Origin of the sequence: Nitratireductor soli (genome assembly GCF_001050155.1) — a bacterium.
GTDB classification, from domain to species: Bacteria; Pseudomonadota; Alphaproteobacteria; order Rhizobiales; family Rhizobiaceae; genus Nitratireductor; species Nitratireductor soli.
Genome location: NZ_LFVY01000004.1, coordinates 152,355 through 164,845, shown reverse-complemented (window position 1 = coordinate 164,845; position 12,491 = coordinate 152,355). Strand labels below are relative to the sequence as shown.

Sequence of the window (12,491 nt, the reverse complement as noted above, 5' to 3'; positions counted from 1 at the left end):
AGCCCGCTACTTGGCGAACATCGGGTCTTCCAGCTTCAGCGAACCGTCCTTGATGCTGTCGGCCACCTCGCGCATCTTCGCCGCCACCTCCGGATGATCGGCGATCAGGCAGCCGCTATCGGCGATCTGGTCTTCCTGCAGCGCCATGGCCGACATGCCGCCTTCCTTCAGGCCGAGCGCCATGGTGACGCTCTTTTCGCCATCGAGGATCGCGCCGATGGCCTGCACCATGGCGGTGTCGACCTGCTTCAGCGTCATGTCGACGATGTGGCCCGGCGCATTGGGACACTGGTTCACATCGACCGAGAACGCCTTGAAATTCTTTTCCTTGGCCGCTTCGAAGACACCGAAATCGCCGCCTGCCGTGGCGGTGAAAATCAGGTCGGCGCCGGCGGCATGCATCGCCACCGCCTGTTCCTTGGCGCGCACCGGATCGGCAAACGGGTTTTCGCCGCCGACCCAGCGGATATCGACGGATGCATCCGGCTTCACCGACTTCACGCCTTCGGCATAGCCGTCCGTGTAGCGGTGCAGGAAGGGGATATCGAGCGCGCCGACGACGCCGACCTTGTCGGTCTCGGTCAGCAGGCCGGCGGCAACACCCATCAGATAGCTGGACTCATACTCGCGGAAGACCGCGCAATGGACGTTTGCCGGGCGGTCGTCGATGCACTGGTCGATGATGAGGAACTGCGTGTCGGGCGCGGTCGGCGCCACCTGCTTGATGATGTCATTGAACTCGAAACCGAGCATGACGACGATGTCGGCGCCTTCATTGACCGCCGCATTGACATTCTCCAGGCGGTCGGCCGCCGTGCGGCTCTCATAGGTCTCGACATCGGCGCCGTATTTCTCACCGGCCGCCTGGATCCCCGACTGGCCCATCTTGAGGAAGGCGTTGACGCCGATCGCGTCGGGCGAGACATAGACGAAGAATTTTTCCGCCGCCGCTGCCGGCATCGTGAAAACCGTCGCGCCAAGAAGACCCGCCGCCAACCAATTCCGCCAAATCCGCATCAACGCCACTCCCTGTTGCGCCCGGGTTGCACCCGGTGATCAAGCCCGGCATTGTGGAGCACCGGCGCGCCTTTGACAATTGTCAGCAACGCTGATCATTGTGGAAGATGCTGCAAATGAGGGCTGAAATGCTGCCGGATTGGTTTGTCGAGAACACGGGTCAGGAGGAATTCTGGACCGATGAGCGCTGCTACATCACCGAGTTGATGAACACGCCCGCCTCGCCCGAGACATCGCTGGCGATCGCCAGGGTGGAACCCGGCGTGACGACCCAGTTGCACAGGCTTGCCGGCATCTGCGAACGCTATGTGGTGCGCAAGGGCGAAGGGATCGTCGAGATCGACGGGGTACGGCAGCAGCTCGGGCCGGGCGACCAGGCGGTCATTCCAGCCAATGCCGCGCAGAGGATCACCAACACGGGCGATGGCGACCTGGAATTCTACTGCATCTGTACGCCGCGCTTCGTGCCGGACAGCTACATCGATCTTGAGAGATGAGGGTGGTCCCCTCGTCTCGGCTGCGATGGCGCTGGCTGCGCGATATCATCGCATGCATGAACCGGCCCGCCATCAATCGCCCAAGCTGGACCAGTGGATGACGGGCCGGCGCACTCTATCTCTGGCGAAGCAGACCTCTCCATAGTTCCCCCCAAGCCTGCCTCACGGCAGCATTTCGCGGATCTTGTAGGCCACCTCGGTTCGATTGGTGGCGTTCAATTTCTTCATGATGTTGCGGATGTGAACCTTGACCGTGCTTTCGCAAAGCTGGAGTTCATAGGCGATGATCTTGTTCGCCTTTCCCCGCCGCAGCGCTTCGGCCACCTCGGCTTCGCGCGCCGTGAACAGATTGCCCAGTCCGACGACCCGGCTGCTGGTGGAGTTGATCACCTCGCGCATCGCCAGGACGCCGCTGGCCGGCACGAACACCCCGCCGGCACGGGCGAGCAGAATGGCTTCGGCGGCAACGCCGACGCCGACATTGCTTGGGATGTATCCCCTCGCGCCTGCCTCCAACGCCTTGAGTATCTGTCCGAGATCGTCGGAATCGGCGATGACCACGACGGGCTGGTCGGCGAACTCCTCCACGAGTTCCTGAATCTCGCCACCGACGCCCTGGTCGCTTATTTTCCGGCTTCCGGCGATCAGCAGGACGGCCGCTGGCTGCCGCGGATCGCCGCGCTTGTGCCAATCCGCGGCCGAACTGACCGCGACAATGTCGAGCGACGGATCCTGTGTGATCAGGCTGCGCGCCAGGCACTCGCGGTCAAGCACTCTGGGGTCGATCAACAAAACCATATCACGTTCGGCCTCGTCGATGTCCTCTTCCCAGACCGGATCATTGACGGCGAGAACGCCGTGATCAGAGGAATTTATGATCGCTTTCAGGCCGATGTTTTCCTGTGGTGCTTTTATCTGTTGCATAATTCACGCTCCCCAACTCGTACTGGAATTCGAATTTCCCCAACGTACAAGCACGAGCGAATCATCTATATTCTGGTATTGTTTTTTGACGCACTCGATCTTGTTCGCCGACCATCGGTCGGCGCAATGGTTTTCATGCCGCAAAGCGCCATGACCGGCCATCACTTGGATAATCATTATCGTCATATTTGGGGATAAATTGCATTAACATGGATCAATACATTGGAAGATTAATCATTTAGTGATATATGCGCAGTTTATAAAACCTTAGGTTGTATTTTTACTCAACACATACCTTCTTTGACAGGCGTCATTAACGATATTGCGTTTGATTCTTTACTGACGACACAAACAAACGCCTACTCGACGTTTAACGCAAGATACGATCCGTCGAAGCCCACCATTTCAATCAGACGCTGCCGGTCCTGGAATTCCACGACGCCTCCACGAAACGACACGTAGCCTGCTTCACGCAGCTTTCTCAGGACACGGTTGACGTGAACCACGGAAAGCCCGAGGGCATCGCCCAGATCCACCTGCGTCAACGGACACGAAAAACAAGCGGTGCCACCGTTCTCGCGCACGCCGACGCGGTGCGACAATTCAAGAAGGAGATGCGCCACGCGCTCCACCGCGCCGCGACGGCTTATGCTGACAAAGTGCTCGGCCGTGCGTGCATAACGCCGGGCCATGCCCTTGAGGACGAACTCACGCACGCGGCGAGGAAACGTCGACAGATTTTCATAGATCGCGCCGGGAAACTCGAACAAGGTCACAGGCGTCAGCGCCATCATCACCTCGCGGGTCCACTCCGTCGATCCCAAAGTGATCACATCCCCGCTCAGCGAGAAATCGACAACCGTGCGCGAGCCGTCGGTCAGTTCCTTACCGCACGAGACCCAGCCGGAAATGATGAGCAAGACCGCGCGTCGCCGATCATCACTGTCGGCAATCGTCGTGCCGGCGGAGTAGACCCGTTTCTTTAGATCAACGCCACCAAGCTTGCGCACGCCGAGCCCGAGCAGACCCGGGGCCGCCTCGGATTCAAGATAGTGCAAAATCTCTCTGAAACTCCCCGCACCGCTAGCCAGCATACCCTCGGCCCCTTCGCCCTCCCCCTTTTTATCTTTAGACCCCGCAGCGATTTCTGTTTCGATCACCAGGCCCTCCATGGCCGGTCTCCCTGATCGATTTGTCGTCAACGTCGAAACGTGGCAATTGGTTCCACCAAACTATAAATCGCGTCACATGAATATAGAAAACTCTAAAATCAATCTTTGTGATAAACAATAGAAAATAAGTATAATTGATATATATTCTTTTCAATATAAAATAATTAATTGAGAATTTTATTGATTTACTCAAATCAATTATTCTCACCAGTTTGTGAACTCAGCCCCTCTCTTACGGAAGGCAGCCTCATAATCTCTTGAGAGTTCCGCCCGAAATCGAGCGTCAAACTCTGGCGACCAGGCGGCGGGACACCCTGGTGCGTGCCAGCAGCCTGCGTGCGGGCTTTGACCAAGGCCGCCGGCCGTTTTTTTGCCGGTGTCGATGGACGAGCCGCGCGCACGAGAGGCGGCGGCTCGTCTCCGATCTGGCGGATGGCGACGCCGGCTACGGCGCCCTTCGGCTGAACCTGCTCGATCGATAGAAAATCCTCCTGCACGGACAGCGCGCGCTCTTGCGCGCCCGTTTCCCCGGCACTCAGCAAAGCCTGCGCGGCAATCGCCAGGAAGAAAGTCGGGACTCTCCGATTGGCACGCGTCTCCATGGATCACCGTCCGCATCTCGGCAAACTCCAAACTTAACGCGACAATGCTGCCCGACAATTCACCTAATGGCTAGGTTGCGCCGCTTCGATTCCTCCAATGGGAGGCGGTGGCTTCATCCACTTATCAAGTTTGATTACCGGCATTGAGGTATTGATCAGCACTATGGCGGGCGGCTCGGCATCCGGGTGCTGAGCCTACCTCCATGCCCGTGTAATTTGACTGACGCCTATTCAATTGAACCAAATTGTTTCGCCCATCGGCCTTCACTAGCGTTCATGCAGGCGGGTCTCACACGCTTGTTTCACCCGTCTTTTCAAGAAAATTTTCTCAGGGAGACACCACATGAAACGCTTTCTTTTAACCACCTCCGCATTTGCCCTCATGTGCGGCGGAGCCTTGGCTCAAACCGCGACCGCAGGCGTCGGCTCATCGGCGATCAACACGGATGATTCCGCTTCCACGACCATTGCCGGCGAAGCCGCATCGGCAGTCGGCGACAATGGCGGCGTCGGGCTGAACGAGGCACGCGCCGCGGCGAATGTCGGCGACGGCGTGATCGTCAACACCGACGGCAACCAGGTGGGCCCCAACAACATCGGCTCGGCCGACATCACCTCCGGCGGCTTCTTCAACTCCAATGTCCAATTCCAGCTCGGCAACGGCAATATGGCGATCAACCAGCAGATCGGCACGCAACAGGAATCGGGCACGCTGCAGATCGGCGACAACAACACCGCGCTGATCAGCCAGCAGGATTCAGCCAATGAGGGCGCCATCGCCCAGGTCGGCAACAGCAACAATGCGGCGATCGTCCAGGACGGCGTCGACAATGGCGGAGCGATTGCCCAATTGGGCAACAGCAACACATCGTTCGGCCTGCAGGTCGGCGGCGAAGACAACTACATGGCCTCATCGCAGGTCGGCAACAACAACAGTTCCGTCATCTTCCAAGATGGTGAGAACAACACCGCAGCCTCGCTGCAGGAGGACAATGGCAACCAGTCCTTCATCTCGCAGGGCGGCGGAACGACCGTCTCGCTCGCCGCCATCAACGGCATGGTGTTCGGCGGAAGCCTGCCGGCCGGCGCTTCCATCAGCGGCAGTGGCATTGCTTCGCTCGGTTCGACCAACAACGCCGCAGCCAACCTGCAACTTGGCAATGGCAACCGCAGCGCCATCCTGCAGACAGGCAACGGTAATTCGGCGATCAACTACCAGAACAGCCGCTGAACCCGCTGCAGACAAGCGCGCGGGAGGGCACCCACGCCCTTCCGCAATCAGGGAGGTCGCAATGCTCCGCATCGTCCTGGTTCTGTGTACGCTGGCCGGGCTGTCCGCCGGGCTGGCGCTAGCGGACGAAGACGCGGTGCATTGCGACATCCGCTTTGAAAAATCCGGCGGGCTGACGACCATCACCGGGCTTGCCGGAGGAAAGGCGGGGCTTGCCGGCCGCTACAGGCTCGACGCGCAGATCGTCAACGGCTCCAATCGCTCCCTGTCGCGCCAAGGCGGGGCGTTCGTGATCGAATCCGATGGCGGGCCGTCGATTGTTTCGCGCATGGCGGTGTCGGCAGCGCCCCGGGCGCGCATCGAGGTCGAACTGAGGCTTGAAAGCGGCGCAGAGAACGCCACCTGCCGCTCGACGACATTGTGAGTGAACCGGGGTGATTGAACCCGAGACCAGTACGGCAGAGGAAAAGGCCAGGCAGATGAGAATGATGACGAGACGATGCCTTCGACCCGTACTGCTGGGACCGGTGCTGCTGGCCATCCTGACCGGTGGCAGTTGGCCCGTTTTTGCCGAACCCCTATCCTTCCAGGTCGACAATGCGAGCGTCGAGCAGATCGTCGCCGGCCAGCAACAGCGCAACTATGAGCCGTTCGCCGGCATTCTCGACCCGGCTGCCTTGACCGACGCCGGCAGCAGCGTCGTCATCCTGCAGCGCGGCGAGAACAATGCAGCGGCAAGCCATGTCCGCAACAGTCCGGGCGCGGGCATCGCCACGCTGCAATTCGGCGCGCAGAACAACGCCATCGCGACGATCGACAATTCACCCGGCAGCGTCATCGGCCAGGTGCAGATCGGCGACGGAAACACCTCAATCGCCGCCATCGTCGGCGGCGCCGGCAACACGCTCGCCACCGCGCAGATCGGCAATGGGCTGGGCGCTCTGGTCGGACTCGTGAACTCCCAGGACACGGTCGTCACCTACGGCCAGGCGGGCCAGAACTACAATGGCGGTGTGGTCATCAAGAACGCGCCCCCCGGCACACGCATCAAGATCAACTGAGAATGGAAGAGGAACCGAGATGTCCCGAAGATTGCATCTAAAACCGCTCCTGCCGCTGTCGTTCGCCGCGCTGCTCGCGGCCATGTCCGGCGTCCAGGCGGGGCAGCTCATCTACAGGTCCGGCGATCCCTCCTTCGGCGGCTCGCCGTTGCTCGACGAATTCCTGCTCAACCTGGCGGACATCCAGAACAAGCACAAACCGTCCGGCGGCGGCAGCGGCGGCCCACCCAGCATCAATTTCCCACCCATCACCATCGATCTCGGCGGCGCTACAGACGCGGCAACCAACAATCCCGCATTGAACCAGACCAATAGCGGGGTCGTTCCTTCCGAGTAAAAGACTGCGCAAACACAAGCCGGGGGAAAACATCATGTCGAGCCGAAGCCATCACCGTTTCCTGCGTAGGGCTGCCGGCTTGGGTCTGGCGCTGGGGCTTGCCGCGTTGGCAGGCTGCCAGACGCCGGGCGGCAAGGACGACATCCTCATTCAACCCGCCGCGCTGACGCCGAGGACCGAGGTCGGCTACAAGCTCAGCGCCCTGCCCCCGCCGGCCAAACGGATCGACGTGGCGGTCTACGAATTCGCCGACAAGACCGGCCAGCAAAAGCCGGAGGACAATTTCGCCCAGTTCTCCAAGGCGGTGACGCAAGGCGCCGGCGACATCCTGATCGACGTGCTGAAGGAAACGGGCAGCGGCGCCTGGTTCAACGTGGTCGAGCGAGTCGGGCTGAAGAACCTGCTCAACGAGCGCAACATCATCGACCAGACGCGCAAGGCCTATCTGGGCGCCAATGGATCGCAACTGCCGGCTTTGCGCTTTGCCGGGCTGATCCTCGAGGGCGGCATCGTCGATTTCGACACCAACGTCATCACCGGCGGCCTCGGCGCGCGCTATCTCGGCATTGGCGGCAACGCCGAATACCGGCGCGACGTGATCACCGTCGCCCTGCGCGCCGTCAGCGTCGGCACGGGCGAGGTCTCCGAATCCGTCACCACCACCAAGACCGTCTATTCGGTCCTGCTGCGCGGATCGGTGTTCAAGTTTGTCGCCATCGACGAGATCCTTCAGGCCGAGGCCGGCTTCACCCGCAACGAGCCGGTCGGCATTGCCGTGCGCCAGGCGATCGAACTGGCCGTCTACAGCCTGATCGTACGCGGCGCGCGCAACGGCTTGTGGCAGTTCAACGATCCCAATCTGCAGAACGAGCTGATCCAGAAGTTCCACAAGACCTATGTCGCAGCGGCAGTTCCAGAACCCAGTTGAGTGGGAAGGATGATGGCCACCACAGCACTCCGAGCGTCTCTGCCGCTTTTCCTGCTGGGGCTGCTCGCCTCGGGCGTGGCCGGCGCGCAGGAGACGGCGCAGTTCGCCGAGCCGCAGAGCCGCCAGGCCTATGGCGACTGGCTGCTGGAATGTTTCGGCAAACCGGACGAGACGCAATCCTGCCAGCTCTACCAGCGCATGCTGGTCAATCAGGGCCAGGCGATCGCCATGGTGACGGCGCTGGCGTTCGACGCCGAAAGCGGCAAGGCCCGGGCGCAGATCGCCCTGCCGCTCGGCATCGACCTGTCGCGTGGCGCGCGCTTCGTCGTCGATCAGGGCGACGCGTACTATTTCCCCATCAGCCGCTGCACCTTCCAGGGCTGCCTTCTGGAAAGCCTGTTTCCCGATGAACTGACGGAGCATATGCGCAAGGGCACCAACGCCTCGATCATGGTGGTCAGTCCCGGCCAGGGCGATTTCACCATTCCGCTGTCGCTCAATGGGTTTGCGCCTGCCTATGCCGAGATTTTCAACCCGCCTGCAACGGCTAGCGCCCAGCCGTCGACACCCGACCGGCAGACCACCGGCTCGACCCCGACGCCGCGCCCTGGAACGACGCGCTAGATCGTTTCACGTCCTGACGGAAGCGTACCCCACCGTCGTCATCCCAGCTCTCCCTGCGGTCGGCCGGGATGACGAGCGAAAGCTCACATCTAGACCTGTTCGACAAACGCAGGCTCAACGGCAGCGGCCAGGTCGCGCGCGAGCAGCGCCACGGCGGCGCGCGCCTCGATGAAATGCCGGGCATGGGCCTCTTCCGCAATGCCGTCGCGCATGGCAGCCAGAATGCACCCGCCGATCTGCTCGACGCCCACACCCTTGCCCGACAGAAAGAACCGCTCGCGGCCGACGGCGCGAAAGAAGCTCTCGACCTTCCGGTCCCATCCGAAGCCGACATGCGGCACCGCCAGCGCGTAGGCGACAATGCAAGCATGCAGCCGGTGCGCGGCGACCGCGTCGAACGTGCCGATCAAAGCCACGAGATCCTCCGGCGTGCGCGGCGGCGGCGCAACGGTCAGTCCAGGCAGCCTGGCTGCGCCGGCCGGCAGTTTCCTGGCGATGCTTTCCAGGAAGCGCTGATCCTCGGTCGCGCCATTGGTGAACAAGGTGACGCGGCAACCGGCTTTCGAAAGCCAGCGGACCAGCGCGCCATATTGCGCGGCCTTCAACAGCGGGATGGACCCACGACCGCCCTCGCTGTGACGGCGCAAGATCACCGGATGGGTGACGCAGATGCCGATCATCGGCGCCCCCCGCCCACCGCCCGGCTGCGGCGCGGCGATCAGGTCGCGCGCCAGCAGGCCAGGGTCGGGAAGAATTTTCGCCGAGCGCCAGCCGTCAAAATGGCGCCGCCAATTGTCGCCGGCCGCCTTGTCGCGCACCGAGAGGTGAAACACTTTGCATGCCCGGATCTGGCCGAACAGCGTTTGCGCGCGCTTCGACCAGTGCCCGCCGACACCGACGGCGAACACGCCGACCGGTCGTCGCACCTGTCGCGCGCATTCGAGAACCGCGCCGACCTTCAGCGGAAAGTTGAGGTCGTCGTCCTGGAACAGATTGCCGCCGCCGATCACCACCGCATCGGCCGCCGCGATGCGCGGCAACCACGCTTTTTTCAGGAGGTCCAGGCGGCGAGCAAGCGCCCGCTCAACGAGCAGGCGGCGTATGCCGGAGGGCAGCCATCCGAGCATCGTCAAGGCCAGCCGGCGCCTATCGCCGGCCCCATCGTAGGTTTCACGACCGGCAAGGTCGATGGTTTCCACCGTCAGTTCGGGCGCTGCGCGGCGCAAGGCGTTCTCCAGGCATAAAGCGAGGATCCCGTCTCCCAGATTGGGGCTGTAACGGACGTTGAAGACCAGCACTTTCACTGTGCTGCCTCCGCCTTTGCGGTTGGCCCCGCGCCGGAAAAGACGGGCTGCCGCCCGAACGATGCGATTGCACCGGCCAGCACATAGAACAAAAGACCCAGATCATAGACCGTGCCGGAGACCATCGCCTCACACAGCCCGGCCACCAGACCAGCCTTGGCAGCGCGGACAGTAGCCGTCTCGAAAGCGCCCTTGCCGCCGCGCTGGAGGAGGAGCGAGCCGATGAACAGGACAAACAGGGCCGCGCCCACAATGCCGACATTCGACAACAGGACCAGTGCATAACTTGACGCGCGCGCGCTGCCGAGACCGGCGCCCAGGCCCCATGTGTCCTGGAAGACCTGGAACGCCACGGCATTCCACATGAACCGTTCGCGACCGGACTGGCTGTCGAGCTTCGAAAACAGCATTTCGTCGAGAAACGATTGAATCTCCTGCACCAGACCCGGAGCCATCACGACACACAACAGGAAGACAAGCGGCACCAGCACAACAACGCTCATCAGGAATGCCGGGCGACTGACGGGGTGGGGTCCGGTCGACGCCGGCACGGACCTGGCGAAAAGGAACACCAGCACCACGGCAAGGCTGACCAGCGCTGTGCTCGACGTGGACAAGAGCAAAGCCAGCAAGAGGAGGCCGCCGAGTATGCCGGTGGAAAGCGGCCGAACCCGATCGAGCCAGAGGCTGGCAATGAATGCAAACAGGACGATGGTGTAGCCGGCGAAGGCCGAGGCTTCGGGAAACGTGCCGGAAATGCGCTTGAAGCCGGCTTTCTCCGAGCCGGTCAGCAGGGCGTAGTTCGCCGTGCGGATGAAATCGAAGAGATAGGCCGTGCCTGAATAATAGGTCACCACATCGAGCAGCGCGAAGACGAGGTTGAGCGCTCCAACGATGAACATCGCCTTGACGAGATCGGATGAAGCGCCGCCGCGCCGCAAATACGCGAAAGTGAAGGCGAAACAGAACAGGCCTCCCAGCGCGTAGACCGACTGGGTGATGTTGTTGGTCGAGAACGACAAGGGGACCAGGTTGATGGCGCTGCGGCCGAAGGGCGAGCGCAGAACCGTCATGGTCTCGGTCTCGCCCGCCAGCAGGCGCGGTAGGAATACAGCCGTCAGAACGGCATAAACCGTCAGAAGAAGCAGCCAGAATCCAGCGGATGTGCCTGTCACCGAAGCCAGCACCGGCCTTTCGCCAAAGGCCTTGAAAAGGCGCAGGCAATAGAAGGCGAGGAGCAGGCTCGGCACCAGAACGGACGCGCCGCCGAGGCTCGGCAGGCTGAGAGCAGCGGCGGCACCGAACAGCGTCGAGAAAACGATGACATGGAAGGCCCAGCGCATCGGCGCCATCAGCGTCACCGCCCCCAGGATCATCGCGACAATGCCCAGCAACTCGATGCGCATGGCGTTTCGGCGCTCCCTGTCAACGTCTTCGTGGCATTGGCATGGCAAACGCTAGCACGGTGCGGTGGGAGCGTCGTTCCACCCACGGATACACCTTAAGGACTAATGGCGGGCATGTTGGACGAATTCATCCTCTGCAAGGCGCATGGTATGGTCGTTTCAGGAGGTGGCCTTGGCCTGTATTCCTGTTAACGGCCAGCCCGGGCATTCGGGTGCGATGCGCCGCATCGTCGCGGCTGGCATTACTCTTGCCGCCCTTTTTCTTCTGACCGCGCTCAGCCCGCCAAAGGCCGCGGAAGCACCGCAGGACCGGCTCAATCTCGAGCAGATGTCGCTCTCCTTCGACGAGGATTTCACCACGCTCGACGTCTCCGCCTGGGGGCCGGGCACGCGCTGGATCGCCCACACGCCCTGGTCGGGGGATTTTGGCGGCGCGCGCTTCGCCAACCCGCACGAGGGCTTCCCGTTCCGTGTCGAGGACGGTGTGCTGCGCATCGAGGCGCGGCGCGACAAGGAGGGCGAATGGCAATCCGGCCTGCTTGCCTCGGTCGACCCGAAGGGCGATGGGTTTGCCCAGCAATATGGATACTTCGAGATGCGCGCGCGCCTCCCCGAGGGGCCGGGCGTGTGGCCGGCATTCTGGCTGATCGGCAAAGACCGCTCCAAGGCGACCGCCGAGATCGATGTTCTCGAGTATTACGGCGACAAGCCGGGCGGATACTCCTCGGTCGTGCATGTGTGGCATCGCGATGGGCGGCACACGTCGCAGTACAACCGCAACGAGGTGTTCGGCACGGGCTCCGAAGCGGCCAAGCCCGGCGAGTTTCACACCTACGGCGTCAGGGTCGACCGCGACTGGATCCGCATCTATTTCAACCGCGCCTTCGTCTGGAAAACCGAGACGCAGCCGGAACACCGGCAACCGCTCTACATTCTTCTCAACCTGGCGCTGGTCGATGGCGCGACGAAGGAAGAGGCGCCGGACCCGTCCCACATGTTCGTCGATTACGTGCGCGCCTACCGCCTCGACTGACTGGCCCGCCCCGAGCCGCCCGCGGGCTTTCTCTAATGCTTTGGGATAGGGCGGTCGACCACCGCAAAGCTGGTCTCGCCGAATGGGCTAGGGCCGTGCAGGGATAGGCCGTCGGGGGGAAAGCCGCCTCATCCACATGGCCATCTGTTTCTTTTCGCAGGCGCGTGAAATCCTTCCTGCACAAGGCATGGGAAGCCATTGACCTCCCCGCGCTTCATCCAGAAAATGGCAACATTTTCAAATACTTCAAAGACAGGCGCGGATCACGTTTCGGGTGGGACCTCGGCATGAACAGGACGCAGCGGCAGTCGGACTTTTCGAGTGAACCATCACCACGTCACCTCTCCGGCACCGA

The 12,491-nt window shown here is 61.9% G+C and carries 14 protein-coding genes; 8 read left to right on the top strand and 6 right to left on the bottom strand.

The genetic code is table 11. The features are described from left to right. Positions 1 to 6 precede the first annotated feature (6 nt). Positions 7 to 1,017 (bottom strand): BMP family ABC transporter substrate-binding protein, encoded by a 1,011-nt coding sequence (locus tag AB843_RS06395; RefSeq protein WP_048646126.1) that lies wholly within the window; start codon positions 1,015 to 1,017, stop codon positions 7 to 9. 128 nt (positions 1,018 to 1,145) lie between these two features. Between AB843_RS06395 and AB843_RS06390 the strand changes: the two genes are divergently transcribed. Further along, entirely contained in the window at positions 1,146 to 1,514 is a 369-nt protein-coding gene (locus tag AB843_RS06390) for a cupin domain-containing protein (RefSeq protein WP_048645973.1), read from the top strand. Between the two features lie 162 nt (positions 1,515 to 1,676). Here AB843_RS06390 and AB843_RS06385 read toward each other — a convergent pair whose 3' ends face one another. The 3 genes from AB843_RS06385 to AB843_RS06375 all read right to left on the bottom strand — a co-directional run bounded on the left by AB843_RS06385 (position 1,677) and on the right by AB843_RS06375 (position 4,212). Next, the gene (locus AB843_RS06385; RefSeq protein WP_244467912.1) at positions 1,677 to 2,438 is read right to left on the bottom strand and encodes a response regulator transcription factor; all 762 of its coding nucleotides are present in this window, start codon (positions 2,436 to 2,438) and stop codon (positions 1,677 to 1,679) included. Between the two features lie 359 nt (positions 2,439 to 2,797). Next, positions 2,798 to 3,610, bottom strand: a complete 813-nt coding sequence (locus AB843_RS06380) for a Crp/Fnr family transcriptional regulator (RefSeq protein WP_244467911.1) — start codon at positions 3,608 to 3,610, stop codon at positions 2,798 to 2,800. A gap of 194 nt (positions 3,611 to 3,804) precedes the next feature. Beyond that, positions 3,805 to 4,212, bottom strand: a complete 408-nt coding sequence (locus AB843_RS06375) for a hypothetical protein (RefSeq protein ID WP_048645972.1) — start codon at positions 4,210 to 4,212, stop codon at positions 3,805 to 3,807. A gap of 343 nt (positions 4,213 to 4,555) precedes the next feature. Here AB843_RS06375 and AB843_RS06370 point away from each other — a divergent pair, with 343 nt between their 5' ends. The 6 genes from AB843_RS06370 (at position 4,556) to AB843_RS06345 (ending at position 8,393) form a co-directional block, all read left to right on the top strand. Continuing rightward, complete coding sequence (locus AB843_RS06370; protein ID WP_157384442.1) at positions 4,556 to 5,443, top strand: hypothetical protein; 888 nt, start codon at positions 4,556 to 4,558, stop codon at positions 5,441 to 5,443. A gap of 61 nt (positions 5,444 to 5,504) precedes the next feature. Then, positions 5,505 to 5,867 (top strand): curli-like amyloid fiber formation chaperone CsgH, encoded by a 363-nt coding sequence (csgH, locus tag AB843_RS06365; protein ID WP_048645970.1) that lies wholly within the window; start codon positions 5,505 to 5,507, stop codon positions 5,865 to 5,867. A gap of 61 nt (positions 5,868 to 5,928) precedes the next feature. Next, positions 5,929 to 6,504 carry a hypothetical protein gene (locus AB843_RS06360; protein WP_157384441.1) on the top strand — a complete coding sequence of 192 codons (576 nt, stop codon included), beginning with the start codon at positions 5,929 to 5,931 and terminating at the stop codon, positions 6,502 to 6,504. A gap of 19 nt (positions 6,505 to 6,523) precedes the next feature. Further along, positions 6,524 to 6,841, top strand: coding sequence for a curli assembly protein CsgF (locus tag AB843_RS06355; RefSeq protein WP_157384440.1), 318 nt, complete (start codon positions 6,524 to 6,526; stop codon positions 6,839 to 6,841). 34 nt (positions 6,842 to 6,875) lie between these two features. Further along, positions 6,876 to 7,769 (top strand): CsgG/HfaB family protein, encoded by an 894-nt coding sequence (locus AB843_RS06350; RefSeq protein WP_048645967.1) that lies wholly within the window; start codon positions 6,876 to 6,878, stop codon positions 7,767 to 7,769. 12 nt (positions 7,770 to 7,781) lie between these two features. Beyond that, positions 7,782 to 8,393: an invasion associated locus B family protein gene (locus tag AB843_RS06345; RefSeq protein ID WP_157384439.1), complete on the top strand. Its 612-nt coding sequence runs from the start codon at positions 7,782 to 7,784 to the stop codon at positions 8,391 to 8,393. A gap of 89 nt (positions 8,394 to 8,482) precedes the next feature. Here AB843_RS06345 and AB843_RS06340 read toward each other — a convergent pair whose 3' ends face one another. Both AB843_RS06340 and AB843_RS06335 read right to left on the bottom strand, forming a co-directional pair. Beyond that, positions 8,483 to 9,697, bottom strand: a complete 1,215-nt coding sequence (locus tag AB843_RS06340) for a polysaccharide pyruvyl transferase family protein (RefSeq protein WP_157384438.1) — start codon at positions 9,695 to 9,697, stop codon at positions 8,483 to 8,485. Beyond that, the gene (locus tag AB843_RS06335) at positions 9,694 to 11,103 is read right to left on the bottom strand and encodes an O-antigen ligase family protein (RefSeq protein ID WP_048645964.1); all 1,410 of its coding nucleotides are present in this window, start codon (positions 11,101 to 11,103) and stop codon (positions 9,694 to 9,696) included. The genes AB843_RS06340 and AB843_RS06335 overlap by 4 nt, the downstream gene beginning before the upstream one ends. 217 nt (positions 11,104 to 11,320) lie before the next feature. On the opposite strand from AB843_RS06335, the gene AB843_RS06330 reads away from it, so the two are divergent. Further along, positions 11,321 to 12,136: a glycoside hydrolase family 16 protein gene (locus AB843_RS06330; protein ID WP_048645963.1), complete on the top strand. Its 816-nt coding sequence runs from the start codon at positions 11,321 to 11,323 to the stop codon at positions 12,134 to 12,136. Positions 12,137 to 12,491: the final 355 nt, after the last annotated feature.

What these genes read in the sequence shown, in the direction of transcription:
- AB843_RS06395 (WP_048646126.1), bottom strand. Translation starts at nt 1,017, where the DNA reads ATGCGGATTTGGCGGAATTGGTTGGCGGCGGGTCTTCTTGGCGCGACG.
- AB843_RS06390 (WP_048645973.1), top strand. Translation starts at nt 1,146, where the DNA reads ATGCTGCCGGATTGGTTTGTCGAGAACACGGGTCAGGAGGAATTCTGG.
- AB843_RS06385 (WP_244467912.1), bottom strand. Translation starts at nt 2,438, where the DNA reads ATGCAACAGATAAAAGCACCACAGGAAAACATCGGCCTGAAAGCGATC.
- AB843_RS06380 (WP_244467911.1), bottom strand. Translation starts at nt 3,610, where the DNA reads ATGGAGGGCCTGGTGATCGAAACAGAAATCGCTGCGGGGTCTAAAGAT.
- AB843_RS06375 (WP_048645972.1), bottom strand. Translation starts at nt 4,212, where the DNA reads ATGGAGACGCGTGCCAATCGGAGAGTCCCGACTTTCTTCCTGGCGATT.
- AB843_RS06370 (WP_157384442.1), top strand. Translation starts at nt 4,556, where the DNA reads ATGAAACGCTTTCTTTTAACCACCTCCGCATTTGCCCTCATGTGCGGC.
- csgH (WP_048645970.1), top strand. Translation starts at nt 5,505, where the DNA reads ATGCTCCGCATCGTCCTGGTTCTGTGTACGCTGGCCGGGCTGTCCGCC.
- AB843_RS06360 (WP_157384441.1), top strand. Translation starts at nt 5,929, where the DNA reads ATGATGACGAGACGATGCCTTCGACCCGTACTGCTGGGACCGGTGCTG.
- AB843_RS06355 (WP_157384440.1), top strand. Translation starts at nt 6,524, where the DNA reads ATGTCCCGAAGATTGCATCTAAAACCGCTCCTGCCGCTGTCGTTCGCC.
- AB843_RS06350 (WP_048645967.1), top strand. Translation starts at nt 6,876, where the DNA reads ATGTCGAGCCGAAGCCATCACCGTTTCCTGCGTAGGGCTGCCGGCTTG.
- AB843_RS06345 (WP_157384439.1), top strand. Translation starts at nt 7,782, where the DNA reads ATGGCCACCACAGCACTCCGAGCGTCTCTGCCGCTTTTCCTGCTGGGG.
- AB843_RS06335 (WP_048645964.1), bottom strand. Translation starts at nt 11,103, where the DNA reads ATGCGCATCGAGTTGCTGGGCATTGTCGCGATGATCCTGGGGGCGGTG.
- AB843_RS06330 (WP_048645963.1), top strand. Translation starts at nt 11,321, where the DNA reads ATGCGCCGCATCGTCGCGGCTGGCATTACTCTTGCCGCCCTTTTTCTT.